The sequence below is a fragment of the Paenibacillus sp. OSY-SE genome (genome assembly GCF_000283315.1).
GTDB lineage: Bacteria > Bacillota > Bacilli > Paenibacillales > Paenibacillaceae > Paenibacillus_B > Paenibacillus_B profundus.
On record NZ_ALKF01000197.1, the window covers coordinates 105977 to 132923 of the forward strand.

Annotated in this window: 25 protein-coding genes; 18 read left to right on the top strand and 7 right to left on the bottom strand. The window is 50.1% G+C overall.

Features of this window, described 5'->3' with window-relative positions; translation table 11 throughout:
* Positions 1–12 precede the first annotated feature (12 nt).
* A complete protein-coding gene (locus A372_RS0124085) occupies positions 13–723 on the top strand; it encodes an AzlC family ABC transporter permease (RefSeq protein ID WP_019423475.1) in 711 nt (236 codons plus the stop codon).
* The gene (locus tag A372_RS0124090; protein ID WP_026011265.1) at positions 714–1028 is read left to right on the top strand and encodes an AzlD domain-containing protein; all 315 of its coding nucleotides are present in this window, start codon (positions 714–716) and stop codon (positions 1026–1028) included. The genes A372_RS0124085 and A372_RS0124090 overlap by 10 nt, the downstream gene beginning before the upstream one ends.
* 278 nt (positions 1029–1306) lie before the next feature.
* Here the strand turns inward: A372_RS0124090 and A372_RS0124100 are convergent, their stop codons facing one another.
* The 3 genes from A372_RS0124100 to A372_RS0124110 form a co-directional block, all read right to left on the bottom strand.
* Positions 1307–1879: a thymidine kinase gene (locus tag A372_RS0124100; RefSeq protein WP_019423477.1), complete on the bottom strand. Its 573-nt coding sequence runs from the start codon at positions 1877–1879 to the stop codon at positions 1307–1309.
* Between the two features lie 60 nt (positions 1880–1939).
* Positions 1940–3214, bottom strand: a complete 1275-nt coding sequence (locus tag A372_RS39330) for an NUDIX hydrolase N-terminal domain-containing protein (RefSeq protein ID WP_019423478.1) — start codon at positions 3212–3214, stop codon at positions 1940–1942.
* Positions 3215–3614: 400 nt separating this feature from the next.
* The gene (locus A372_RS0124110; protein WP_036705205.1) at positions 3615–6122 is read right to left on the bottom strand and encodes a M60 family metallopeptidase; all 2508 of its coding nucleotides are present in this window, start codon (positions 6120–6122) and stop codon (positions 3615–3617) included.
* 458 nt (positions 6123–6580) lie between these two features.
* Between A372_RS0124110 and A372_RS0124115 the strand changes: the two genes are divergently transcribed.
* Positions 6581–7435, top strand: coding sequence for a DNA alkylation repair protein (locus tag A372_RS0124115; RefSeq protein WP_019423480.1), 855 nt, complete (start codon positions 6581–6583; stop codon positions 7433–7435).
* A gap of 302 nt (positions 7436–7737) precedes the next feature.
* The gene (locus A372_RS37630) at positions 7738–7881 is read left to right on the top strand and encodes a hypothetical protein (protein WP_019423481.1); all 144 of its coding nucleotides are present in this window, start codon (positions 7738–7740) and stop codon (positions 7879–7881) included.
* A 387-nt stretch (positions 7882–8268) separates the two neighbouring features.
* Here the strand turns inward: A372_RS37630 and A372_RS0124125 are convergent, their stop codons facing one another.
* Positions 8269–9141: an aminoglycoside 6-adenylyltransferase gene (locus A372_RS0124125; protein WP_019423482.1), complete on the bottom strand. Its 873-nt coding sequence runs from the start codon at positions 9139–9141 to the stop codon at positions 8269–8271.
* A gap of 422 nt (positions 9142–9563) precedes the next feature.
* Here A372_RS0124125 and A372_RS0124130 point away from each other — a divergent pair, with 422 nt between their 5' ends.
* Genes A372_RS0124130 through A372_RS0124145 form a run of 4 tightly spaced genes read left to right on the top strand, consistent with a single transcriptional unit; the run spans position 9564 to position 13681 of the window.
* Complete coding sequence (locus A372_RS0124130) at positions 9564–11102, top strand: spore germination protein (protein WP_051004539.1); 1539 nt, start codon at positions 9564–9566, stop codon at positions 11100–11102.
* 24 nt (positions 11103–11126) lie between these two features.
* Positions 11127–12329 (top strand): Ger(x)C family spore germination protein, encoded by a 1203-nt coding sequence (locus A372_RS0124135; protein WP_019423484.1) that lies wholly within the window; start codon positions 11127–11129, stop codon positions 12327–12329.
* 3 nt (positions 12330–12332) lie between these two features.
* Positions 12333–12578, top strand: a complete 246-nt coding sequence (locus A372_RS0124140; protein WP_019423485.1) for a hypothetical protein — start codon at positions 12333–12335, stop codon at positions 12576–12578.
* A complete protein-coding gene (locus A372_RS0124145) occupies positions 12575–13681 on the top strand; it encodes a GerAB/ArcD/ProY family transporter (RefSeq protein WP_019423486.1) in 1107 nt (368 codons plus the stop codon). The genes A372_RS0124140 and A372_RS0124145 overlap by 4 nt, the downstream gene beginning before the upstream one ends.
* Before the next feature lie 76 nt (positions 13682–13757).
* Here the strand turns inward: A372_RS0124145 and A372_RS0124150 are convergent, their stop codons facing one another.
* On the bottom strand, positions 13758–14384 hold the full coding sequence (locus A372_RS0124150; protein ID WP_026011268.1) for a nitroreductase family protein: 627 nt from the start codon (positions 14382–14384) through the stop codon (positions 13758–13760).
* Between the two features lie 213 nt (positions 14385–14597).
* Positions 14598–15518 carry an aldo/keto reductase gene (locus A372_RS0124155; protein ID WP_019423488.1) on the bottom strand — a complete coding sequence of 307 codons (921 nt, stop codon included), beginning with the start codon at positions 15516–15518 and terminating at the stop codon, positions 14598–14600.
* 201 nt (positions 15519–15719) lie between these two features.
* On the opposite strand from A372_RS0124155, the gene A372_RS34700 reads away from it, so the two are divergent.
* A complete protein-coding gene (locus A372_RS34700) occupies positions 15720–16109 on the top strand; it encodes a rhodanese-like domain-containing protein (RefSeq protein ID WP_019423489.1) in 390 nt (129 codons plus the stop codon).
* Positions 16110–16439: 330 nt separating this feature from the next.
* Complete coding sequence (locus A372_RS0124170; RefSeq protein ID WP_019423490.1) at positions 16440–17399, top strand: MraY family glycosyltransferase; 960 nt, start codon at positions 16440–16442, stop codon at positions 17397–17399.
* A gap of 94 nt (positions 17400–17493) precedes the next feature.
* On the opposite strand, the gene A372_RS0124175 is transcribed toward A372_RS0124170, so the two are convergent.
* Positions 17494–18060 carry a maltose acetyltransferase domain-containing protein gene (locus A372_RS0124175; protein ID WP_019423491.1) on the bottom strand — a complete coding sequence of 189 codons (567 nt, stop codon included), beginning with the start codon at positions 18058–18060 and terminating at the stop codon, positions 17494–17496.
* Positions 18061–18248: 188 nt separating this feature from the next.
* Between A372_RS0124175 and A372_RS0124180 the strand changes: the two genes are divergently transcribed.
* The 8 genes from A372_RS0124180 (at position 18249) to A372_RS0124215 (ending at position 26797) form a co-directional block, all read left to right on the top strand.
* The gene (locus A372_RS0124180; RefSeq protein ID WP_019423492.1) at positions 18249–18923 is read left to right on the top strand and encodes a tetratricopeptide repeat protein; all 675 of its coding nucleotides are present in this window, start codon (positions 18249–18251) and stop codon (positions 18921–18923) included.
* Positions 18924–19204: 281 nt separating this feature from the next.
* The gene (locus A372_RS0124185; protein ID WP_019423493.1) at positions 19205–19528 is read left to right on the top strand and encodes a metal-sensitive transcriptional regulator; all 324 of its coding nucleotides are present in this window, start codon (positions 19205–19207) and stop codon (positions 19526–19528) included.
* Positions 19529–19788: 260 nt separating this feature from the next.
* Positions 19789–19989, top strand: coding sequence for a copper ion binding protein (locus A372_RS0124190; RefSeq protein WP_019423494.1), 201 nt, complete (start codon positions 19789–19791; stop codon positions 19987–19989).
* Between the two features lie 77 nt (positions 19990–20066).
* Positions 20067–22496 carry a heavy metal translocating P-type ATPase gene (locus A372_RS0124195; protein ID WP_019423495.1) on the top strand — a complete coding sequence of 810 codons (2430 nt, stop codon included), beginning with the start codon at positions 20067–20069 and terminating at the stop codon, positions 22494–22496.
* 372 nt (positions 22497–22868) lie between these two features.
* Entirely contained in the window at positions 22869–23552 is a 684-nt protein-coding gene (locus A372_RS0124200; protein ID WP_019423496.1) for a helix-turn-helix transcriptional regulator, read from the top strand.
* A gap of 37 nt (positions 23553–23589) precedes the next feature.
* Entirely contained in the window at positions 23590–24774 is a 1185-nt protein-coding gene (locus A372_RS0124205; RefSeq protein ID WP_019423497.1) for a MalY/PatB family protein, read from the top strand.
* Positions 24775–24820: 46 nt separating this feature from the next.
* Positions 24821–26347 (top strand): Na+/H+ antiporter NhaC, encoded by a 1527-nt coding sequence (gene nhaC, locus A372_RS0124210; RefSeq protein WP_019423498.1) that lies wholly within the window; start codon positions 24821–24823, stop codon positions 26345–26347.
* A 39-nt stretch (positions 26348–26386) separates the two neighbouring features.
* A complete protein-coding gene (locus A372_RS0124215) occupies positions 26387–26797 on the top strand; it encodes a RidA family protein (RefSeq protein WP_019423499.1) in 411 nt (136 codons plus the stop codon).
* Positions 26798–26947 lie beyond the last annotated feature (150 nt).

The following is a 26947-nucleotide window of genomic DNA, read 5'->3' on the forward strand; positions in this document are numbered from 1 at the left end:
AGGGGCTTGGGGATGAAGGAGAATGCGGCGACACAGGAACGCCTTTTTTGGCTAGGCGTGAAAGATTGCCTGCCGACGGTGCTCGGATATTTAAGCATCGGCTTTGCTGCCGGTGTCGTGGAACGGACGGCGGGATTGAGCATTGCGGAAATTGCGCTCATGTCCGTGGTGCTTTATGCTGGTTCTGCGCAATTTATCGCGGTGGGCATGTTTGCGGTGGGGGCCCCGATAACGTCCATTATCGCAACCATATTTATCGCCAATTTGCGTTATTTGCTGCTGAGCGCAGCGCTGGCACCTTATTTTCGGCATTTGCCTGCTTGGAAGAATACGATTCACGGCTTTCTGTTGACCGATGAGACGTTTGCAGTTGCGACGAATCGGCTCTCGCGAGTAGGTTATGCCGATAACGGATGGATGCTCGGCTTAAATATAACGGCCTATTTGAATTGGCTGCTCGCTAATGTAGCCGGCGGAATTTTCGGGCAATGGATCGGCCAGCCAGAAGCGTTCGGCCTCGATTATGCCTTGCCGGCTATGTTCATTGGTCTTCTCGCTCTGCAAATGGCGGATCGCCCTGGACGGCGAACCGATCTGACGGTGGTAGCTTGTGCCGTGCTGCTGACCATTGCCTTGAACACGGTGCTGCCGTCTGGAATTGATGTCATTGCCGCGACGATGCTAGCGGCTGCGATAGGGATGGTGATAGAGAAGTGGAAGTAAGATGGGAGATCATGCTCATTATAGTAGGAGGCGCGGTCGTGACGATGATACCGCGAGTATTTCCACTTGTGGTGTTAAGCAAGATGAAGCTGCCTGAATGGGCGATGCGCTGGCTTCATTATATTCCGATCGCGATTATGGCTGCATTGCTGTCTCAGGAATTGCTGTTGACGTCGGCCGATTCGGGCTACATTCGATTATGGGCCGCATTGCCAACGGTGCTCATTGCCATCCTGACCCGAAGTCTGATGGGGACGGTGGCGGTAGGCATCATTTCAATGATGATACTGCGTTATTTATTCTAGCTAAAATAGAGATACTGGTCATTCCAGCGACAGACGCGATGACAATGCCGCCAGTTCCGTGAGGAGCATACTCGAAAACATAAGGGAATCTGTTAAGGATGACGTTGGGGTGAAGGAGGAAGTAAAGAATAGACTGAACGATGATATCGATGAATGCACATATCTGTTGGATTTGTACTTGAAGAACATGGAGTAATGGGGAACGTAATCTGTAAATACGACAAAGGTGCTTGGCCCCGATTTTACTTTCGGATAAGCTGAGCACCTTTGTCTTGTCGTTATAGCGGCGGATTCTTATGACACTTCCGGCATACCGGATAGTAGCGGTCGTTGCCGCCAATCACAATTTGATCGCCCGTATATATAGGATTTCCGTTGCCGTCTACCCGCAGGTTCATCGTCGCTTTCCGCTCGCAGAACCAGCAGATCGTCTTCATTTCCTCCAGCTTGTCTGCATACAGCAGCATATATCGGCTTCCTTCGAACAATTCGTTGCGGAAATCATTTTTAAGTCCGAACCCCATTACCGGAATATTGAGCTCATCCACGATGGAGGTGAGCTGCATAATCTGCTCCTTTTTCAGGAACTGCACCTCATCCACAAGCACGCAAGAAATCGACCCGGTATGGCGGCGCACAATCTCGAATACATCTGTATGCGGATGAATCGGTATCGCCTCACGTCTTAATCCGATGCGGGAAGACACATAGCCAACTTCGTCCCGGTCATCCACCGCAGAAGTGAAGATAAGGACAGACTTGTTCTGCTCCTGATAGTTGTGTGCGACCTTTAAGATTTCGATGGATTTTCCGCTGTTCATCGCTCCATATCGAAAGTATAACTGTGCCAAACTTATGCAACTCCGTTCTTTGCTGAAATAACGAAGTTTATAATAGCACACCCGAATGAATTAATCGAGAATGACCGGTTTGTCAGGCTGCTTCAAAAATTCGAACATCGTCCGAATTTGCCGTTCCGTATTACGCTCGACAGAAAGCTCGGGAAGCTCATCTTCGCGAAAGAAACGGACGGCGCTCGTTTCTACGCCGCTTAACGCTTCTCCGCCAACCACCCTGCATTGAATGAACAGCTTATACACATGGTACGGCTCCGGAGGATGATGGTGAAGCCGCTTATCCATGACCGCCAGCAGTCTGACCGCTTCCGCCTCATAGCCTGACTCCTCATTAATTTCCTTTACGGCTATTTCTGCAGGTGAGTATCCGATATCCGCCCATCCACCGGGCAATGACCATGCGCCGTCGGCTTTTTCCCGGACGAGCAAAATTCGATTGTCCTTGAATACTACGCCGCGAACATCGACCTTAGGTGTCGCATAACCATCCTCGGCCGCAAAAGCGAGCTCGATCTGTTCCTTGTTCACTTTGGAATAGTTGGCCATCATGTCTACGCTCATTTCCCGCAATTCCTCATACCGTTCCCGGTCATATACATCCTTCGTGTAAGTGAGTCCGGTTTGGGCCAGCGCTTGCAGCCGCTTTGCCCATTGAAGCCACTTAAGGTCGTTCGTACTCCCCGTATCGTGGCAGTCGATTAGATCCAACAGTTCCTTTGTTCGCGTGAAAATTGCATTTGGTGCCGTTGCGAAATGATCGGACTGCACGGTGTCGAACCACTTTGCTCCTGCGGTATAGACTCCGGCAGCAATACCCGCGGCAATGTCAGCTTCGCTATCCCCGATCCATACGGCTTCAGCGGGAACTGCTTGCAGGGCGTGAAGCGCTGCTGCAATTCCTTCCGGGTCAGGCTTCGATCGCTTCACGTCGTCTCCCGTAATGGCCACGTCAATGAATGGGGCCAGACCGAGCATGCCGACTGAAATATCGTAGGCTCTACGGCCTTTGCCGGTTACGACGCCGACCGCTATGCCTCTCTCTTTCAAGGCTTGCAGCAAGCTGCGAATGTCAGCCGACGAGCGCACGAAGCTCGGATGCCAGTTGCGGTACAGCTCGAAGTATTCTTCGATTGCCTGTGGCAACAATCCGGCATGCCGAAGGTTGGCTGTGAGGATGCCTTCCTCTGTCGGTCCGAACATGGCGACAATCTCTTTGTTCGTGACGATACGGTTATCGTATCGTTTGAATACCGATGTAAACGCATGCAAAGATAGCGGCAGCGTATCCGCCAACGTCCCGTCAAAGTCAAACAGAACCGCTCGAATCATCGTATCCGCCCTCCCATGTAAGGTTGATCAACATTCCGTATATCCATCATTATGACCGATCTTGAGGCGATCCGCCAGCACAGCGATGAAGGGTTGGACGAGAGCAACGATGAACAAAACGAGAAAGAGGGGAGACTTCTCCTCTTTCTCGCCTTAAGGATTTCGTTGAAGCGATAAAGTGAGAATGACGGTTCCCCCTTCTCTTTCAAGCGAAAGCGTGGAGCATGGATCGTGCGTCCTCCTGATGGAAGGGGAGAATGAAGCAAAGAGGCGGCAGAAGCGAATCACCGTCAGTCTGAACATGAGATGCGACTGGACGAACGGAACATGCCGACTTTAGAAACGAAGACCTGCTTTTAAACGCGGTTGTGGCCAGCCTCAGCAGCAGGTGAAGCTCCAGCTAATCCTGTCCTCCTTCGTACGGAACCGTACTGTCCTTCAACATCCAAATAGCGGTGGCCGGCTTCGGCAGCTTCAAGTTGAGCACCTTGGCTTTGGCCGCATCCGAATATTTCAAGCCCCATCTATCAAAAAACTCAAGCAGATTGTTGCCGCTTAACTCCGATGCCTTCACCACGAACAGATCGATTCGAGCCTGATCGTTCTGCGGCAGCTGCGCTTGCGGCATGTCGCGGACAGAAGAGTGCAACTTCGTATACAGATTCCAGCCGTAAGCGAGCTGCAGCTGGCGGAACATGATCAGACGCGTCCAGACGTCGTTCTGCTCGTCGTCGTTGAAGTTTTTATTCGGATGGTTGCTGTTCAAATATTCGAAGGCGACGTCATAATATGTTTTGCCGTCTGCAGTCTTCTTGGTAAGAAGACGGGAATGGTTGCCAAAATGATCTTGAATGAACAGGGAGTATATATTGACCGTCGCCTCACCGACCGCGCCCCATGTCCAAGCGTACTGCTGGTATTCGTGGCCTGTCTCATGCCACCAGCCCCAGCCGTCGAGCGTCTTGATGCCGTTCACGGTGACCGCATCGATAGCCGACGGATCGTTGAAGAACATGATCGGATAACCGGCATGCATGAAGCCGGCGCTAATCTGGGTATCACCGACATAACGGTACGGAAGTGTAATACTGCGGTGCGGCTCTGGCTTGTTCGGCGCGACGCCCACCAGTTTATCGTACTGATCGAGCATGACATCCCATAATTTCAGGAACTCATCCGGGTTATCCAGATTGCGCACCAATTCGGATGGAACGGTGATAATGACGCGTGTTGATTGCAGCTCTGCCCAAGGAGCCGCATAGTTGCGTACGGAGTTCTTCCATACCTCCTTGTCAGTCGTTCCCATCACATAGTACGGAGCATTGACGGCTCCGCTCAGATGAACCGCAGCCTTCTTGCCTGAATACGGCTTCGTCGGAATCAAATAGACCAATCCGCCGTATGGGCTCGTTACCGTATTGGCGCCCGGCTTCAACGTCATCCGTGTCGTTACGAGCGGTGCGCGTGACCACTTGTCGATCGGCAGGCCGCTCAGATTATCGGTATGAGCGCCGATCTGCACATCCAGGTCGGCCGTTCCCTCTGGCACAGTGATGGTAATCGTCTTGCCCGCTTCCGCGTACAATCCGGTGCTGATCCAATTTTTCGGAACGGTTCCTTGGCGCAGGTAATCATAAGTGGAGTAATTGAAATCGACTTCGACAACTTTGTCGTTGATGATAGGGGCTTCAGCGGGCACCTTGCCCGGGAAGGCGTCGGCGAACGGCGACTTCGTTCCGGACGGATTCTGGTAAATGCGGTCCATAACGACCGGAAGCAGGGAAGCGCTATAAGGCTTCTTTTTCGGATCGACCGGGATCGCCACATGGGTTAATTGATCGGAATCGGATTGGACTTGATTATAAATCGAACTGGACGGAGTAAGGGCGCCGAGTGTTGAGCTTAACGCAGAAGTTAATATGGCCGTTTTCTGTTCAGCATTCGAGTCTGGGAAGCCGATTTGAACTTCATCGATGGTTTTGCTGCCGGCTTCCACTGATTTGGCTTCGGTCATCAAATTCCCGATTTCGTAGGTGGCCGCTTGATTGACATTCAGAAACGGCGCCGTACCATCCCACGTCGTTGCCTGATTGTTCATCAAGCTCAAGCCGACCGAGTTGAGCAGCAGCTGAAGCGGATAATCCGTTCCGAGGGATGCCGAAGACTGATTGGTGTCCAAGGATACATAAGGGAATTGCTCCAATACCCATCCTTTGAGCGCGACGACCAGCCTCCCTCCTTTGTGTATGTAATCAAGCAGCGCCGGCACTTCGTCTTTACTGACGAACTTATAGTCGATGAAGGCGACAGGGAACTTGCTAGGATCGAGCATTGGCTTGCCGCTCTTATCGGCCGCTTGCCAACTATCGATAAGCGTAATATCGACTGGCAGATCGGAACGCGCCTTGAAGTCTTCTGTCTTCGTGAGGATGGCGATGCGTCCTTTGCCGGCAAGTGCGTCCTCATAACTCGTCGCCAAATCTTCTGTCGCCCACAATAGAATATTGCGCGCAATCGTCGCTTTGCTGTTCGATTGAGCGGGTTCGCTCAATTTGAAATACGATTCGCTTCCGACCGTGACAACCCGGCCTTGTCCGTAACGTGCCGCTGCCATGATGGGCGTCGATTTCGGGCTGGCCGCCACGGCGAAGGCATTCTGGCCTATGGCTGCGACGCCGCCGTTATAGGAATCGCCGTTAAGCGGTATGCCTGTCGTATCCCGGCTTAACAGATTCAGGTCGCGCTGCGTAAAGGAAGCGGTTACAATTTTGGGGTTGGGCGACGGCTCGGATTTCTCGGATGATGGTGCAACTGCCGGCCCTGCAAATATAGAAGTCGAGAACAAGGAAATTGCCAGTGCCATGGAGCAGATTGTGGAGATCATAACCATTTTCGTATTCGTTTTCATGCCAATGATACACTCCTTTGTATCCATATTCATTGTCATGGAGTATACGCCTGCTGCATGGGGATGTGTGTTCTCTCCCTGTAATGGCGCTTGCTGGGATGAGAGGGGGATTGCTCTGTGAGAAATGATGAACAGCAGCGAATGCGGGAGCCGCATAGTTCCCCGAATAGTACCTCCCTTCCTCGCCTGGCTTACTGCTGTCGTACGTTATAATGCTCTTGCTGTGTATCATATTGTACTGAACAGCGATGGTATTTACAATAAGTAACAACTATTAAAAGCAGTTAATATGCTTCATGTTCAATACGTTCCTATTATATTGTGACAAAAAAAGAGTGATGCCCGAACAATCTGTTGTATAACGGACGAGATATGGTGTATACTGGAATTAATTGAGAACATATGTTTGTTTTTTTGCCGGAATGGCTGTGACAATATGGGCGAGGAGGGGCTTAGGTATGGAGCAACAGCATCAGCCATGGCATGTTTCGGACAAGGTGCTGGCCCGTAAGGGGGCAAGCAAGGCTGCGGATATCCCGGAAGAGGTGCTTGAGTTATTGCATCAGGGTGCGCTTGAAAGCGTCAATTTGACGGAATGGTTGGCTGTCGATCATGTGATTCTGCTGCGGCATGTCCTGCCTGAAGTTGGGCTTTATAAGTTAGTGCAGCCGTTAGAGCTGAAGATTAACCAACTGAAACAGAATAGCACGATGAAGATCATCCCGTTCATTGCCGAAGCAATACGAGTGGAACTGCAGGAGCGCAATCCTCAGGATTTCACTGCTGCTATTAATTTTCTGTCCGCTCATCGGTCCGATAGCGTACGTTGCTGGGCAACTTATATGATCGGCTTGAACGAGGAGCTTTCCTTAGAGGAGAAGCTGGTGCAGATGAAGCCATTTGCAGCCGACAAGCACTTCGGTGTAAGAGAAATCGGTTGGATGGCCGTCCGCGAATCGATTATTCGTGAGCTTCCGGCAGCGATCTCCCTCTATCGGAGCTGGGTGACGGATTCGGATGCCAATGTCCGAAGATTCGCCATTGAATCGACAAGACCGAGGGGAGTCTGGTGCAAGCATATTGAACAGTTAAAGCTCGAACCGGAATTGGCGCTGCCGCTATTAGAATGTGTCAACTCCGACCCGGCTAAGTATGTTCAAGATTCAGCAGGCAATTGGCTGAACGATGCGAGCAAGGCGAAGCCGGACTGGGTCCTGCAAGTATGTGATGATTGGCTGCGGGCATCGGACACGAAAGAGACGAGAAGAATCGTAGCCAAGGCCAAGCGAACGCTTGCCAAGCAAGTGCAATGATTAATGATTGCTTGCCGACGGGATATATGTTGTTTCCATTGCACCATATTCAATGGAGGCCTGAGACAAATGGGGGCGCCAATGCTGGAACGTTACCCTTGCGAACATTCGCTTAAAAAAATTCTAAAAAAAACAAACCTTTTTCATCTCTAATGCATCTAATAACAAGGCGGGCAAGCTGTAATGCTTGAAATCATAAAAAACAAGAAGCCGCCAGATATGAAAAAGGTATAATACGTCGGGAACAGCTAGAGAATGGAGGACATAGCAGCGCTGTTCGAGTCTTTTGAATCCGGGGCAATGTGCTCTCCATTTGCTCTATCAAGGACAAAGAACAGCAAGAGACGAAAGCGGACTTTACAGTAAATAATGAACAGTGGCATGACATCATTCATATGGATTGGCTGCAAGTCAATCAAGTAACTGAATACGGTATCATGCTGTAACGGCACCCTTTCTAATCACTGCTATTGAGCGCTAACCTCAATGTCTGATAAGAAGGGGTGTTTTTTCTCTGTCTAGTAAAATTTACAAAGGAGAGCCAGAGTGAGCGATGAAGCGCTCTCCATGGTGCGAATCGATATCCCGAGGCAGCTTATGCGCTAGGCTCGACGCGGCTGAGGTACTGAGATGTGCCGTCCTCGTTTTCAGACCAACAGCCAGCAGAGAAACAGAAGTAAAGCGGTTATAAAAAGAACCATTAAGCCGTGGCTTAATGGTTCTTGCACTCTTTATTAGAGTTAATACTCATTCCCCGTTGGATTTCATGCAGTCAAAATGGCACAGTTCCCTCATAGCGGCAGGACCCACGATGGGGGTTATGCCCATCTAATTCAGTACATCTCGGCAGCGTCTCTAGGCAAGGATTTAACATGATGAATATGTGCGGTAACTCTTTCGTCGTCACAATGAGGATATTGATAACCAAAATGGTCTGCGACTTTTACAGCGACGCTTCTGAACAAGTTGCACATCGCAAAAAGCGATTGCCATATATTCTCGTAATCAGCGTCAGAATAAGTATTTACCAACTCATTCCAGAGATGATCCTCAAGATATTTTTCGAAGTATTTGCCGAACTTACCTGCGCTCACAGTGAAATTTGTGGCTATGCCAATATGCCATTCAAGCATGCTGTTGAGCATGCTTCTCACAGGATCTTCAAGCATCGCCTTTGCATATGGCAGCTCTTCTCGCCACAGCCCTTTTGCGACATTTGCGCTGCACCACCAAAACTCATTGCAGCAATCCGAGAATAGCTTCGCAGTCGGTTGCCCGATAAGGTAGTCTTCATCACTCGCCTGAGGAAACGGTTCGATTATTTGATCTTTATCCAGAAGGAGGATACTCAAGCTGTCACGCCCTACGAGTTCATCCGACATCTCTATAGGCACTAGAGTAAGGTCTATCCGATTGCCGTCTGTGAACTGCATAAGATAAGGGAAACATCCATTCTCTTCCGCTGGAACAAGAGAAATATCCTCGGGCATTTGCATGATCATTCTGTCGCCAAACCGATTAACCCAGCTATGATCCGATGTAAATGATTCGATGGCTTCGACGACATATACGATATCATAATCTTGAAAACAGTCTTTCTTTACATTTGGATTGGTTCGTGATCCGTTCATAATGACAGCGCGGATTCGCTCATCTTGTGTGGCGGTGGTTAGTATCAAATCCATCATTTCTTTTTCGGTTCTCATTTCGTAACAACCTCCCAATTATAGTTTTCAAACATACATGCAGCCCAATCAGGAGGCGCTCGGGAATGATAACCGGGCCGATATGCCTTACATAAGCGTTATAACTTGTTTAGCCTTTTCTTCATATCCATCCCTTCCTTTCCTGCTCATCAATCATCTTAAAGATGACTATATCCTAAGAGTGGAAGATTCACAATATTTGGTTCCAGCTTTGTGTCCAGATTCTGCCGCGGGATGCAATGCCGCAAGCAGACGAATCCATCCTCCAGGATGAGACGTTTTCTTGTTCTACAGGAGATCGTCAGCGCATGTCTTTATTCTCGGATGGGCATACCATAAAAAAACTCTTTTTCAGGATAAAAAAGAACGAAACAATTAGGAGGGTGGGTCCGCTGTCTCTTAGCAAGGAGCGGGATGGTCTTATGACGGAAGATGACAAGCAGCCGCTTCAACCCGATTTGATTGCACAGTTGGATGAAGTGCGTCAGGCGCTGGGCGATAGCTCCGATCTCGTTATTCGGCAATTGAAGGCCGGTCAGGACGGGAAGACGGACGTTGCCTTTATTTATTTGGACGGAATGGTCAACCCGACAATTGTATATTATTTGATCCAGTCCTTTCTGGTGCGATCTGACCGTGTGGACCTGAACATGACAACGAACCAGACGTCTGATGCGGGAGCTTGGATACAGCAGCTGGGAATTGCGGCAGGGGATGTGCAGCCGCTTAAGCGGCGGGATGATCTGCTGCATGCGGTACTGTGCGGCAAGACGGTGCTGGTCATCGACGGGCATGATGAAGCTCATGCAGTATGCACGAACGGATGGGAGCATCGCACTGTCAGCGAACCGACCTCCCAGACGGTCATCAAAGGGCCGCAGGAAGCTTTTACAGAGACAATTCGCGTCAATACGGCGCTGGTCCGCAAGCGCATTAAACATCCGGATTTACGTATCGAATCGAAGGAGCTCGGATTGCTGACGAAGACGTCCGTGTCCGTCATATATATACAAGGGATCGTTGACGAGGGCGTGCTTGCCGAGCTTCATTCGCGCTTGGAGTCTATAAAGATTGACGGTGTGCTAGAAAGCAATTACGTGGAAGAGTTCATTCAGGACAGCACCTTCGGCTTTTTTCCTACAGTGAACAATACAGAACGGCCCGATGTAGTGGCGGCCGCATTATTGGAAGGAAGAGTCGCCATTATTATTGACGGCTCGCCGCATGTCTTGATTGTGCCGTCCTTGTTTACCGAATTTATGCAGTCGGCGGAAGATTATTACCAGCGCTATGATTTCGGTTTTTCGCGCATGCTCCGCTTTGTTTCTTTTGTCATTACCTTATTGACTCCATCTATATACATCGCCTTGACCACCTTCCATCAGGAAATGATTCCGACCCAGATGTTGATCAGCCTTGCCGCGCAGCGGGAAGGGGTTCCTTTTCCCGCATTTGTGGAAGCCGTCATGATGGAGATTACGTTCCGGCTGCTGTATGAAGCCGGGATACGGATGCCGCGCGCTGTCGGCACGGCGATTTCGATTGTAGGCGCCTTAGTGTTGGGACAAGCCGCGGTCGAAGCGGACTTGGTATCTCCGGTCATGGTCATCATCGTCTCGATTACCGCCATTACAAGCATGATCTTTCCGAATCCGGAAGTCGGCATATCCATTAGGCTGCTTCGGTTCGTCTTTATGGGGTTGGCGGCCTCATTCGGCTTCTACGGAATATTTATCGGATCGGTTATTTTGGTCATGCACATGTGCCATCTGGAATCGTTCGGCAAGCCGTATATGTCGCCGCTCGCGCCGTTCCGCTTGCCGGATCAAAAGGATACATTGGTGCGCGCACCGTGGTGGATGATGTACACGCGGCCGAGCCTGCTGCACACCAATGTGTACAGAGAGCCGCCTGACGAATCAACAGAGAAGAGAGGCGGTTCGGATTCGTCATCATCGTAATTATGAAGCATGGGAGGATGTCCAATGAAACGAATGGCGGGAGCCTTTCTGGCTCTGATGATGATTGCCCTGCTGCTGACATCGTGCTGGAACCGGAGGGAGTTGGATACGCTGGGCATTGCCCTGGGTATCGGAATCGACAAGCAGGACGGCGAGTATATCGTGTCCGCGCAACTTGCCAACGTCAGCGCGATTGCCGCCAAAAAGGGGGGCTCTACGGCTGCACCTGTATTAGTCGTCCAAGAGAAGGGACGCATACTTTTGGAAGCCTTCCGCCATATGACTGTGCAAATTCCGCGCAAAGTGTATTTATCCCATATGCGTATCCTAGTAATTAGCGAGGAGGTAGCCAGAGAAGGGATGAAGTATTTGCTCGATCTGTCGCGCGATCATGAAATTCGGGGTGATTTTTACGTTGTCATAGCCCGCAACACGTCGGCGCAACATGTGCTCGAGGTAATAACGCCGTTTGAACGCATGTCGGCAAATAAGCTGTACATGGCGTTGGAGCAGTCGGAGAAGAACTGGGCCCCGACGAGAGGCGTGCTGTTGAATGATTTCTTGCAGCAGTCGTTCCTCGTCGGCAAGGAACCGGTACTTCCTGGCGTCACTATCGAAAATCCCGGCCAATCCGCAAACAAGGTGGAAAATACGCAAAGAACGTCAGATCTGACCATAACGAAATTTAGTACACTCGGCGTATTCAGACAAGATAAGCTGATCGGATGGCTCAATGAAGAGGAGAGCAAAGGATATAACTATATTACGGGAAATGTCAGCAGCACAATCGGGATTACGCCTTGTCCGGGCGGGGGCATTATCGGACTGGAGGTAAAGCGCGCCGACAGTTCGGTGACTGGCCAATTCCGCAACGGCAAGCCCGAAATACGGATTAACATAACGGTAGATGTGAATGTGGCAGAAGCCGCTTGCAATATTGATCTGGTTAAGCCGGAAGTCATCGCTCGCGTGGAACGGGATACGGAGAAGAATTTTTCCGATCTGCTTCGCGCATCCGTCTATAAGGCGCAGCGTGTATTCCGTTCCGATATTTTTGGATTCGGGAAGGCGTTGCATAAGGCGGATTTTACGGAATGGAAGAAGATCAAAAGCAAATGGAATGCTATTTACCCCGATGTCCCAGTTCATATTACAACGCATGTCAACTTGAACGAAACAGGGACACAGCTCAATTCCTATCTTAAATTTTACGAGAAGGCGGATTAGCTTATGGCTATCTTGATTCTGGCCGTTATCGGCGTTCTGATCCTGTGGATTGAAGTTCCGCAATTGCGGCGTCAGAATCGCTCGAAGGGGCTCCCGTGCTTTAACATCATGTTTGCAGGCGCCATGGTACTGGCTCTGGTCTATTTGTTGGATGTGCCGCTGCCAAATCCGAATCAGTGGTTTGCCTGGGTGATGGAGCCGCTTAGCCGTCTTATTATCGATAGCTTGGACAGGATGGTGCAGCAATGAGAAGGGAACAGATTGATGTTCGCCAGCTATTATGTTTGGTTGTATTGCATACGGTGGGCTCATCCGTCCTGTATGTGCCGTCTGCCGCGGCGTATTACAGCAAACAGGATGGATGGCTTGCGGTGATGGTTGCCATATTAGCGAGTACAGGTGTAGCTATCCTCTATGCAAAATGGCTGGGGACGGTCCCCGAAAAAACGATTTTTGATTACATAGATAACACCCTTGGAAAATGGCTGGGGAGCGTGCTCATTCTATTGTACGCTTTTGTGTCGTTTCTGGACGGAGTAGCTTCCTTGTTAAGCTATTTGGGTTCGTTCCTGACGACTCAAATCATTCCGGAGACACCGCGTATGGCGGTGCAGGCGATGTTTATAGTGGCGGTCGTCATCGGATTGCGTTTAGGAATGAGAACGGTAGCGAGGGCCGGTGAACTATTTGCCATTGTAATGACGATCACGTTTGTTGCCTTGACGGTATTCGTGTTTCCCCAAGCCAAGCTCGATAATATTCTCCCGATGTTTGAAGCGAACGGAGCCGCTTATTCACGGACAGTCATTCACTATTTAAGCTTTACGACATTGACGCTGTTTTCCTTTTGGGCGTTGTATCCCCAAGTGAATGGCAACCGCGGATCCAAAATTCGGGCATTTGTAATCGGACATGCAATCGGAGGTTTCTTTTTATTTCTGATGACGTTCATGTGTATTTTAGTATTGGGCAGCGAGAGTACGGCAAGAGCCTCATTTCCGAGTTATATGCTTGCGCAGAAAATCAATATTGCGGATTTCATAACCCGAATTGAAGTATTGATGGCGACGCTTTGGCTCACTACCTTATATTTTAAAATGAGCATGTACTTTTATTTCGGAATTAAAGCGCTCGAGCATGTGCTTCAATTAAAAGACGGCCGCTCGTTGATTTTCCCTTGGGCGATTATTTGCACGGTGCTTTCGTTAATCCTATATCCGAATACATCCTATCAGATTTGGTGGGATACCCGCATTTGGCCGGTGTTGGCCATTGTGTTATATGTGTGCTTTCCGGTTGGACTGTGGCTGATATCCTTCTTGAAAAATCAGGTGCGGGAGCTGAGTAAGTAAAAAGGAGAGGGTGCCTCTGCGCCACTTCAACGATATTGACGATGGAGACACCCTGATTGGATGCACAAACTCTATATTAAAAAGATTGATGTGTAACGAATTCACGGACCGGTTTGCGGTAACCGCGCGGACGCTGACTGGAGGTGTCTTCTTTGCCGATCGCAATCAACATGGCCGGTATGTATTTGTCAGGGATATTAAGGATGGACTGCACTTGATCGGGATCAAATCCGATCATTGGGCAAGTATCCCAGCCCTTCGCTTTGGCAACAAGCATGAATTGCATTGCGGACAAGCTAGCGTTGCGAATGGCGTCCTCTCTCTTAAATGTGTCTCCCCGTTCTTCATAAAATTGTATCGTGCCCTCCACTGTCATATCGTACTCTTGTTTGCTCATGACGCCGAGATGAAGCAGTCCTTCGTTTAATTCTCCCGCGTTCAGATGGGCTTCCGTATCACCCAACACGATAATGACAGCTGAGGCGGTTTTGACCTTATACTGTTTATTGGCAGCTTCATAGATCTGATCCATTAGCGCTTTGTCCGTGACAGTTACATAGTGCGCATGCTGAAGGTTGAACGCGGATGGCGCGAATTTGACGAGCGAGAAAATATCATCAAGCTCCTCAGCGGATATTTCGATATTTGGCAAAAATTTGTTGGCGGAACGTCTTTCCTTGATGACGGTCAAGAAATCATTCATCATTTCGTTTTCCTCCTCGAATTCATCGGGATATTTGGTAACACTAGTATAGCATTATCACTTTAAAAAAGTAAGTAAATAATATAAACATATGAACAATATTTAAGTTACTATAAGTGGCGGGATTATTCTGTGAATTAAATTACATACTGCTATTTATTCAAAAAAAAGACACACCTCGTGCTTCACAGGCGTGTCCTGAACTCTTCGGTATCAATTTTGCCAAATCTGCGGATGGTCAGTTGGAGCATGAAGGGCAGCGCGAGCATTGCTTTCGACCTGAGCTTCATTTTTGCAGCCGGGAATGACGCAAGTGACCGCTTCGTGTCGCAGACACCAAGCAAGCGCCCATTCAGCCATGTTGACATCCTTTGGCACTTCCGTGCGTTGAATTTCTTCGACCTGCTTCAGCTTCTCATCGACTGCGGCGCGATCGTGGTTATGGCGCACATCGTTCGCCGCGAATTCCGCTCCAGGTCTGTATTTGCCGCTCAAATAGCCGCTCGCGAGCGGAACGCGCGCCAGTACGCCTAAGTTCTGCTCGATGCAGGAAGGGAAGACGTCTGCTTCCGGTTCACGATCGAGGCGGTTGTAGACGACTTGAATCGCGCTGGCGCCGACCTTGCTGGCAGTGGAAGTCTGATGCATGCTGTTGCTCTTGTTCAATGACAAGCCGATATGGCGGATCTTGCCGGCCTGTATCTGCTTATCCAGCATCGTCCACAAGCTGTCATTGTCGAATGCTTCATCGTCTCCGGAGTGGAATTGATATAGGTCAATATAGTCTGTCCGCAATGCGCGCAAGGAATCCTCCAACTGTTGCAGCACCTCTGCTGCACCGTACTGGGTCGTCCGCTTGAGATGGGAGTGGAACTTGTGCCCGAACTTTGTGGCGACGACCCAATCTTCCCGCTGGTTCCGCTGCAGAAAATTGCCGATAAACGATTCGGACAGATGATCCCCGTAGCATTCCGCCGTATCGATCAGGTTGATGCCTGTTTCTTTTGCTTTATGTAAAATTCGGTCTACTTCCTGCTGCGTGTAATCATGACCCCATTCACCGCCGAACTGCCACGTTCCGACGCCGATGACGGATACTTTCAATCCGGTTTTGCCGAGTTTGCGATATTGCATTCAACGATTCACACCTTTCTTCTCAACATCGAATTTCTACTCTGATGATAGCATATGGTACATCTATAATCTATTTTTGCAGGCTGCTGCGAATCCTGTATTTTGGACTGAAGAAAGGTTGACTTTAATAATGATAGCTAATATGATTTTTATACCTGGTAGGGTATGTGATTGCAGAGGATTCATGGAGGAGGAAATGACGTGAATTGGTGGATAGAGCTGGCGGTGCTCATTATTCTGTTTCTGTGTTATCAAATTTGGCAAATGTGGCCGGTCGCCGGTCTAACCTATGTAACACCGGCTGCCTTGTGCCAATTCATACAGATGGATCCAACTATCAAGCTCATCGACATTCGGGATCCTGTAGACTATATAGAATGCCATATAGAGGGCTCGACATCGATTTATGTGGGCAGGTTGCCTTTTGTATGGAGGAAGGAACTGTCGACGCTTGATTCCGTCGTCATTCTTGGGTCCCGTTCTAAAGAAGTAAGGAAGGCGGCCCGTATCCTGAAGCGAAGAGGGTTCGTTAAGCTGTACGCTGTGCACGCTTATCGATGCAAGCCGTGTGCTGCCGAAGCATCATGGTGAGACGATTGCGAATTATGGTAGAATGGAAAAAATACGAAAACCGGTTGCTCATCTTCGAAAGGCTTCGAGAGAGATTTACTTAAGCATACGAGGAGGATTTTGAATGTCGGAACGCCGATTTGACCCGAGCCTGATGGGGAGGCTGGATTCTCCAGAACGAAGAAAGATGCTTCCCGCTGAATAAATTATAACGATGCTGCCGATTCAAGCGCACGATACGGTGCTCGATATCGGTGCAGGAACAGGGTGCTAGTTGCCGTAGACGGGAAAATCCTTATAATGAATCGTATGGTTGTTTTATTCGAAGAAAGCATAATATAGGAGGAATTTATGCTCTACCTATCGGCTTTTTTGATTTCATCCCTAATCGTAATGTTCCTTATCCCGCCGCTGCGGAAGATGGCATTCCACATTGACTTTGTAGACAAGCCGCGGAAAGATAGTGAACGGAAGATACATCGGGAACCGATCCCGTTAACGGCGAGCCTTGCCATTTTTATCGGTTTTTTCATCGCTTACGTGTTGCTTGTGCGCAATGTCATGGTGGAGTCGATCGCCATTTTTGGCGGAGGTCTGCTCATCCTGATAATCGGTACAGTGGATGATTGGTATAAGACGCACGGCAAAGAATTCCCCGCGCTGCCCAAGCTGTTGGTGCAGGTGTGTGCTGCAATTATAGTCTTTAGCGCCGGTATTAAGTTTGAAGGATTTACCAATCCGTTCACGCACGAATTCGTCAGTTTGCCTGGATGGATGCAGTTCATCTTGACGGTCATGTGGATATTCGGCGTTACGACGGTTATTAATTTTTCTGATGGAATGGACGGTCTGGCAGGCGGCCTGACGGCGATTTCCGGAGGAACGCTCTTTGCGGTCGCCTTGGCGCAAGGACAGAGCGTATCCGCCATGATGGCTATTATTCTGGTGGGGGTTTCCGTTGGCTACTTGCGTTATAACAAACCTCCGGCAAAGGTATTTATGGGAGATGCAGGCGCGACGTTCCTGGGGTTCATTCTTGGGGTCATCGCACTGGACGGCGCCTTCAAGCAGGCGACGGTATTATCCTTGTTCATCCCGATTCTGGCTTTGGGCGTACCGATCTTCGACAACGTCTTCGTTGTCATCCGCCGCTTCCTGCAAGGGAAACCGGTGTACAAGGCGGATGCTTCCCAAGCGCATTACCGTTTGCTCGCGATTGGCTTGAATCAGAAGCAGGCTGTGGCATTTCTGCTGCTGATTAACCTGTGCTTCGGTCTGACCTCGATTATTCTAACGTTGCTGCAAGTGTAGAACATGTACAGGATGTGTACATAGACAAAGGGGCTGTCCCACCAGTGGATTGTGCTGGCGGGATAGCCTTTTTCATCATGCCTGCTGCGCATGTCTATACTTCAATCGTCTTGATGATGCGCGCCGGGTTCCCCCCGACCACGACATTGTCCGGCACATCCTTCGTGACGACAGCTCCGGAAGCGACGACGACGTTATTGCCGATCGTCACGCCCGGGTTAATGACGGAACGTCCGCCGATCCAGACGCGGTCGCCGATCGTTACCGGTTTGCCGTATTCATAGCCGGAGATTCGTTCCAGCGGATGAAGCGGGTGGGTTGCCGTATAAATGTGGACCCCCGGTGCGAGAAAGCAATTGTCTCCGATCCGGATTTCACACACATCCAGCATAACGCAGTCGAAGTTCGCATAGAACCCTTTGCCTACATAAATGTTATAGCCGTAATCGCAACGGAAGGTTGGTTCAATATACACCCCTTCGCCGACCGTTCCGAATAACGTTTGCAGCAGCCGAGTGCGTTCTTCAGCGTCCGTTTCCGTTGTTTGATTATATAGACGTGTCAGTCGTCTTGCCTGCTCACGCTCGCGTACAAGCTCCTCGTCTCCTGCCAAATATATTTCGCCGCAAATCATTTTTTCTTTTTCAGATCGTGTTGTCACTGTCTTGTATCTCCTTCTGAGTTGAAGTTTTATAGCGATATTCTTACCTTTCATTATCAAACGATGCGCACTGTTTTGGCAAGCGATGCGGTCACGTCCCAGATAGATCGCGATGTGCAACCGAATTCACAGGAATAGCAAAAATATGGTATGATAGGTTCATCTTTGAAGGGGATGTGAACGTTGCCGTGAGTAAGATAATTGGGTTCAGCATGCTGTGGTGGCTGTTAGGCAATCCGTTTTTGGCCGTTATCGTATTGCTTCTCCTTATCTATATTATTGACCGGCAGTTTATCGGTCTTTCACCGAGCATGATTAAGCCTTTGAAACGGATGAACCGTATTTCGAAGCTGAAGCAACAGCTGCACACGAATCCGCATGACATCTCGGCTAAGCAAGAACTGGCGCGCTTGCTCATGGAGCGGAAGAACTACCGTGAAGCCCGCCACCTGCTGGAGCCGCTGCAGGAGTCAATGGACCATTCGGCTGAATACTGGGATGACCTCGGCACCAGCTACATTCATACGGGAGACCCCGAGAGGGGAGACGCGGCGATTCGCACCGCGTTGGCAATCAATCCGCGCGTCAAATACGGCGAGCCTTACCTGCGGCTGGCCGCGATGTATTCGCAGTCAGATAAGAACAAGGCAATAGAAGTGCTGCAATCATTCCAGCATATCCAATCTTCTTCCTGCGAAGCCTATTATCGTCTAGGATTATTATACGAGCAGATCGGGAAGCAAGAGGAAGCGAAGAACGCATGGGAGGAAGCGATTCACATCTACCGAGCGCTGCCGCGCTATAAGAAGCGTCATGAGCGCAAATGGATGATGAAGTGTCGCTTCAAGAGAGGAATTGCGTAACGGCACGTGAGATGAAGGGAAATCAGGTCTTCATTTCCGAATGGGAATGCAGGACCTTTTTTGTTCGCAAGATAACTACATGAGAAGCATCATCGCCTGCATGACCATGGCGAGTTCGGAAGACAGTTCCTTGCGAAGCGGGGTCATACAAGCTGACAATGAATGAATGTATAATCAACAGTCGTTTTGCATAGGTGGGGGGACTATGCTACACTGTGATTCATATAGAGATGTGCTTGTTCAAAAGGGGACTTTTGGAACAACCTCTAGGAGGAGATTGTATGGACGAGAATAATCTAGAACATGACTGTTGTGCAGTCTCTAATGATCGCAAGAGCCACCACTCTGAGAAGACGAAGAAGAATTTAATTACCCGTCTCAACCGAATCGAGGGGCAAATACGCGGCGTCAAAGGACTGATTGAGAAGGACACGTATTGCGACGATGTGTTGAATCAGATTTCTTCGATTCAAGCGGCCTTGAACGGTGTGGGCAAGCTGCTGCTGGAGCATCATATGAAGAGCTGCGTGATCGAACGCATCCAAGAGGGCGATCACGAAGTGATTGATGAAATATTGACGACAATGAACAAATTAATGAAATGAAAGTTGCAGGGATTCGAGAGAATCCCATTTTCTATGCATTATAAAATAGGGTGGGTACCTACTGTATAAAGTTGTTGACTGATATAGGGTAGAGGGGTATACTAAAAACGAGGAGGTGAACTTCTTCCGGTCGCTAGCGGTTGCGGCAAGCCGCATGATACTCAGGGTGCGAATGCGGCACACTAGAAGAACGAACGCTGTACGTATCGATGAGGGTTAACAATTCAATGAAATGATATATAAAAGGAGATTTGAATAAGATGCAAACTGTGACGTTGAACGTAGAAGGAATGAACTGCGGACACTGCGTAAGCTCCGTTGAAAATGCGATGAAGCAATTGGGTGCGAGCGGAAAAGTGGATTTGGCGGCAGGTAAAGTAACGGTAGAGTACGATGAGAGCCAGCTGACGCTGGATGCGATTAAAGAAGCAATCGAAGATCAGGGCTACGACATCGTGTAATGACAAGCCGTCCGACGCAAGGGCGGCTTTCTTTTCAGAACGAACGCGAGGCTAAGAAGCAGGTGAGGTGTTATTTTATGGACGCAACTGGTAAGGGAATAAAGCAAACCTCTTTACAAATTTCAGGCATGACCTGTGCAGCTTGCGCAAATCGGATCGAGAAAGGGTTGAATAAAATCGAGGGCGTTGCGGAAGCGAATGTGAATTTTGCCATGGAACGGGCGACGGTCACGTATGATCCAGGCAAGACTGATGCCGGACGAATGGAAGAAGCGATTCAGAAGCTTGGTTATGATACCGTGAAGGATACGGTCGATTTGCAGCTTGACGGTATGACGTGTGCGGCTTGCGCAACTCGAATCGAGAAGACGCTCAACAAGATCCCTGGCGTTGCTTCAGCCACAGTTAACTTTGCAATGGAAACGGCTCGTGTGGAATACAATCCGGCGGACTTGTCGGTTCAAGATATGCAGCAGCGGGTAGAGAAGCTTGGCTATACGGCAGTGCCGAAGCAGGCTCAGGGAGAGCCAGCGGAGCACCGCAAGCAGGAAGTGACGCGCCAGAAGCGCAAGCTGATTGCATCTGCGATTCTATCATTCCCGCTTCTATGGTCGATGGTCAGCCACTTTTCCTTCACGTCATGGATATGGCTGCCTGAATTGTTCATGAATCCGTGGTTCCAACTGGCGTTGTCCACACCGGTCCAATTCTATATCGGGAAGCAATTCTATGTCGGAGCGTACAAGGCGCTCAGCAACAAGAGCGCCAACATGGACGTGTTGGTTGCGCTGGGGACTTCGGCGGCTTACTTTTACAGCCTCTATCTGACCATTCAATGGGCTGTGCAAGGCGCTAACGGACACCATGGTCCGGAAATGTATTACGAGACTAGTGCCGTGCTCATTACTCTTGTCATCCTCGGCAAACTGTTCGAATCGCTTGCCAAAGGCCGCACCTCTGAAGCGATTAAGAAGCTGATGGGATTGCAGGCCAAGACGGCTCTGGTCGTCCGCGACGGACAGGAGCTGACCATTCCGGTGGAGGAGGTCCTTGCCGGGGATGTCGTGCTGGTGAAGCCGGGCGAAAAGATTCCAGTGGATGGAGAAGTGCTGGAAGGAACATCTTCTGTCGATGAATCGATGTTGACAGGAGAAAGTATTCCTGTCGATAAAAATGCCGGGGACCAAGTCATCGGCGCGACGATTAATAAAAACGGCAGATTGAAAATTCGCGCGACCAAGGTCGGGAGGGAAACCGCCTTGGCGCAAATCATCAAAGTCGTGGAAGAAGCGCAAGGCTCGAAAGCCCCGATTCAGCGGGTCGCCGACGTTATTTCCGGCATCTTCGTTCCGATTGTGGTCGGTATTGCGCTCATCTCTTTCTTTGTATGGTATTTCGCGGTAGCTCCCGGCAACTTCGCAGGTGCGCTTGAAATCGCGATTGCCGTACTGGTTATCGCATGTCCATGCGCTCTCGGTCTGGCTACGCCGACTTCAATTATGGCTGGTTCGGGCCGCGCTGCCGAGTGGGGCATTCTGTTCAAGGGCGGAGAGCATCTCGAATCTACGCACAAAATTGAAGCAATCATACTTGATAAGACCGGTACAATTACGAAAGGCAAGCCGGAACTGACAGATGTTGTTGCTGAGGGCATCGATGAAGCCGCGTTCCTGCGCTTGGTCGGTTCTGCCGAGAAAGATTCGGAGCATCCGCTGGCGGAGGCGATCGTGAGCGGGATAGTGAACAAAGGGATTGCATTGACGGCAACGGATGAATTTGAAGCAATGCCAGGGTACGGGATACGCGCTGTCGTGGAAGGCAAAGAAGTTCTTGCCGGTACACGCAAGCTGATGGGCAGATACGATGTACAAGCGCAGCATGCGTTCGAACGCATGTCCCGACTGGAGCAAGACGGCAAGACGGCCATGCTAATTGCGGTCGATCGACAATACGCGGGCATCGTTGCCGTCGCCGATACGATTAAGGACACTTCGAAAACAGCGGTTGCGCGTCTGAAGCAAATGGGAATCGAAGTCATCATGATTACCGGGGACAACGAACGCACGGCCCAGGCAATCGCGTCTCAGGCTGGCATCGAGCATGTGTTGGCTGAAGTGCTGCCGGAAGGCAAAGCGGCGGAAGTGAAGAAGCTGCAGGCGCAAGGCAAGAAAGTCGCGATGGTCGGCGATGGCATCAACGACGCGCCGGCGCTGGCGATGGCGGATATCGGGATGGCCATTGGCACCGGAACCGACGTCGCAATGGAAGCGGCTGATGTGACGCTGATGCGCGGCGACCTGAACAGCATCCCTGATGCGATTTACATGAGCCGCAAGACGATGAGCAACATTCGTCAGAACTTATTTTGGGCGCTTGCCTACAATTCAGTCGGCATTCCGATTGCGGCGCTTGGACTGCTGGCTCCATGGATTGCGGGCACGGCCATGGCGCTCAGTTCGGTATCTGTCGTGCTGAATGCACTGCGGCTGCAGCGGGTGAAGCTGTAATACGTCGTTATCGGGGGCGAACGGAAAGGGATTAAAGCCTCTCTCGCGCAATTGTTCATGTCGGATGTTGCCACCGGATGACGATAAATAAGCTTCAAGAGGAAGTATGGAACATGCAAAGTGTCCCTATAAAGTTATGCCAAGTCTTACGAAGTCTCGTAATGTGCCGCTGCCGTTACGGGGCTTTTTCTTTTTTTTCTCAATTTCCAAAAATAACTATTGAAAACGTTTTATAAAGATAATAATATATTATCAAGATAATAATTTATTATAAGAAATGCATCTAGTTACCGTATCCCCTTGTAGTTCGACTTATATAGTCATTATTAAACATTATCTTTTAATTGGTTACATACAGGAAGGAGGGCTCTTATGGAACAACTTGCGGCACACCCCAATCGGGTTCTATTGCAATCTTACTTCCCTATGGCCTCATTTATCGCTTCGATTATCGGTCCGAAATGTGAAGTGGTCGTGCATGATATTAGCGACCCGGAGCATTCCATCATTTTTATAGAGAACGGCCACATCAGCGGCCGCAAAGTGGGAGACGGATCCACCGACCTTGTATTGAAGTTGTTGAAGGGCGGGGCCTATAGGGAACAGCAGTTCATCACGAACTACAAAGCACGGGGTTCCCATGGCCAAGCATTCCGCTCGTCTACCTATTTCATTAAAAATGATGGGGAAGAGCTCGTCGGACTGATGTGCTTGAACATCGACATCTCTCATCTGGATGTGGCGGCGGAATGGATTCAGCATGTGCTTCTTGGAGGCTCTCTCTCTGCGCCTGCGGAGCTGAATGCCCCAGAGGAAAATCCGGCTGCGGAATATTTGCAAGGCAACGTCGATGACCTGCTTCATGACATGATTACGTCGGTGTTGGGGAAAGTGAGCGTGCCGCCGGAACGTCTGTCTTCCAAGGAGAAAATGGATATCGTGAAGGAATTAAATGAGCTGGGAGTGTTCCTGATGAAGGGTGGCGTGTCCCAAGTAGCTAAGGCGCTGTCCATTTCCGAACCTACCGTCTATCGGTATTTGCAGAAGTTAAAATAAATACACCACGAAATGAAACGAAAGGAAGGTGGCGGTAATGGCTGTGAATCCAGCAATTTTTGATGAAATCGTCAGCCGCTTCGGCACGAATTGCGCCAAATGGGATGGAATGGCGGAGACGATGGGCAAGGACATGCTTGCCCTGTCGGTTGCTGATATGGACTTGCGTACACCGCAAGCGGTAATTGACAAAATGGCGGAGATGGCACAGCACGGCATTTACGGATATACCGATCCGTTCGCGCCATATTATCAGGCCGTTCAGCGATGGGTTGATAGCGCTTACGGCTGGAGCGTGCCCGAGGAGTGGATCGTCTTTTGCCCGCGCATCGTACAGGCGGTATCTCTCGTCGTGCAGCAGTTCACAGAGAAGGGCGACCGGATCTTAATCCATACGCCTGCATATCAACCGATTGCGAAAACGGTTACGTTAAATGAGCGCCTGCTGGTGGAAAGCCCGCTCCTCCGCGAGCAAGGGAAGTATGTCATCGACTTCGAGGACATGGAACAGCGGATGCGGGAAGGGGTCAAGCTTGTGCTGTTATGTTCTCCCCATAATCCAATCGGACGGGTGTGGACTCGTGAAGAGCTGGAGCGTATTGCGGAGCTGTGCTGCCGCTACGATGCGCTCATCGTGTCCGACGATATTCACGCTGACTTCATCCACGAAGGGCATGAGCATACGATTATCGCCAAGCTGTCGGAGGAGGTTGCACAGCGCTCGATCATCTGCACCTCTCCGGGGAAGACGTTCAATCTGGCCAGTCTTGAAATTGCGAACATCATCATTCCGAATGAACGATTGCGAGATCACTTCAAGATGAGCTTGCAGCAGGCGGGAATTCACAATCCAACCTTCTTTGCCATACCGGCATTGGAGGTGGCCTACACTGAATGTGACGACTGGCTCATTTCTGTAAGGGGTTACATTGACGATAATATCGCGTTTACGAGATCGTTCTTCGCCGAGCATTTTCCAGAGCTGAGCATCGACAAGCCAGAAGGAACTTATCTTCTGTGGATGGATTGTACAGCGCTAAGCGCTAAGGAAGAGGAACTGAAGCGCTGGCTCGAGCAAGAGGCCCGAGTCAGCGTAAGCTGGGGTACTTCCTTCGGTCCGGGCGGGGAAGGATTTATCCGCTTGAATGTCGCCACTCCGCGCGCCTTGCTTGCCGAAGCACTGAACCGTATGAAACGAACGTATCCGCTTCGCAAAGTGTAAGCAAGACAGATTCTAACATCTATTACATCCCAGGGGGAGTACTCACATGGCTAAACAACAGACGGGAAGTTTGAAACGGCAGCCAACGTTATTTTTAGCTTTACTTCCAGTGATCACGATGGTTATTCTGCTTAGCTTAGGGTATGTGTTGTTCGAGCTTCCGCCGGAGCCGCTCATTATTATTTCAGCGGTGGTTGCAGGCATCATCGCAATCAAGCTTGGATACAGCTACAATGATGTGTTGGATTCGATCTCGCACAAAATTGCCAAGACGATGCCGGCCATGCTTATTTTGATTACGGTCGGACTTATGATCGGCGCATGGATGATTGGCGGTACGATCCCGATGATGATTTATTACGGCTTGAAAATCATCGATCCCCAGTTCCTGCTCGTAACAGCCTTCCTGGTCACTTCGGTCGTGTCCGTATGTACAGGCACCTCATGGGGCTCGGCGGGAACGATTGGCGTGGCGTTCATGGGAGTAGGAGCTGGAATGGACGCCAATCTGGCCGCTGTCGCCGGTGCGGTCGTCGCTGGTGCTTACTTCGGGGACAAGCTGTCTCCGCTATCCGATACGACGAACATTGCTGCGCTGTCCACTGGCGTGAATCTGTATGAGCATATCGGTCATTTGCTCTATACGACGCTTCCTTCCTTCGTCGTTGCAGGAATTGTGTATGTCATTACCGGTCTGAACACGAATGCGGAAGGTGTGGAAATTCCGGAGAAGGTCGGCACGATTATGAGCACGCTCGACACGATATACGACTGGAATTTGCTGCTCGTCGTCCCTGTGCTCATTATTTTATATGGTTCAATAGGGAAAAAGCCGACGATTCCGGTTATGCTCATCTCGTCCATGTTCGCGATGGCGAACGGAATGATATTTCAAGGATTTTCGCTGCACGATGTGGTGGCATCCGTTGTGAACGGATTTAATATCTCAATGGTTACCCTTCCTGGCTTCGATGCTTCCGCGGTTATCGCCGATATTCCGCGTTTGCTGAACCGCGGCGGCATGAATTCCATGATGGGAACGCTGCTCATCTGCTTCTGTGCGATATCGTTCGCCGGAGCGATTTCTGTAACGAAGTCACTCGAATTAATCGTCAACAAGCTGCTGAAGCTGGTTCATTCCACAGGGTCGCTGATTGTAGCGACCATCATCACCGGATTGACGATGATTGGGGTAACGAGCAACGGCCAAGTCTCTATCCTGATGCCAGGGGAAATGCTGCGCGAGGCGTATATCCGCCGCGGCTTGCATCCGAAGAACCTCGGACGTACCGTAGAGGATTCCGCTGCGATAACCGAACCGATTCTGCCGTGGACTGCGGCCGGGGCTTACATGGCTGGCACGCTAGGCGTAGCGACGCTCGACTATTTGCCATGGGCGGTCCTATGCTGGACAGGCATCATCTTCGCGACGATCTGGGGCTTCACTGGCTTCGGTATTGCCAAGCTGACGCCAGAACAGCAGGCGGAGATGTTGAAGGAGTACCAATCTGACGAAGAGCAATCTCACAATTCGTCGGTCTCTGGCGGAGCAGGCAAGACGGTATCTTTGTAACAGCCGCAACGCTACAAATTCAAGAAGGAGTTGGTTGAAATGCATGAAGCTGCAATCCCCGCGGAACATCCCGCGACACACCAGATTAACACAACGCTTGCACCGGGAGCGATCGGCCCTTACTCTCAAGCGGTCCGGTACGGACAGCTGCTGTTTACTTCCGGCCAGTTGGGCATGGATGCTTCGACAGGAGCGTTTCCACCGACCGTGGAGGAGCAGACGGCGCTTTCGCTTAACAACGTGAAGGCTATTGTGGAAGCGGCGGGTTCCGGTATGGAACATGTCATCAAGACGACGGTGTTCTTGAAGAATATGAATGATTTTCAGAAGGTGAATGGAGTATATGCCTCATACTTCACCGAGCCGTATCCAGCACGAAGCGCCGTAGAAGTAGCGCGTCTGCCGAAGGACGGGCTTGTCGAGATTGAAGTGATTGCTGTCATCCCATAACGTCAGACCTATAGAGCATCCCTCGGGCGATAATTATCGCTGCGGGGGATGTTTTTTGTGTATCGAACGGAATGCGTCGAAATTTGCAACATTTGCAAGAAGGGTTCGGTCTATAGAAGAGAGAAGCATTAAAGAAGAAAAAGAAGCGCT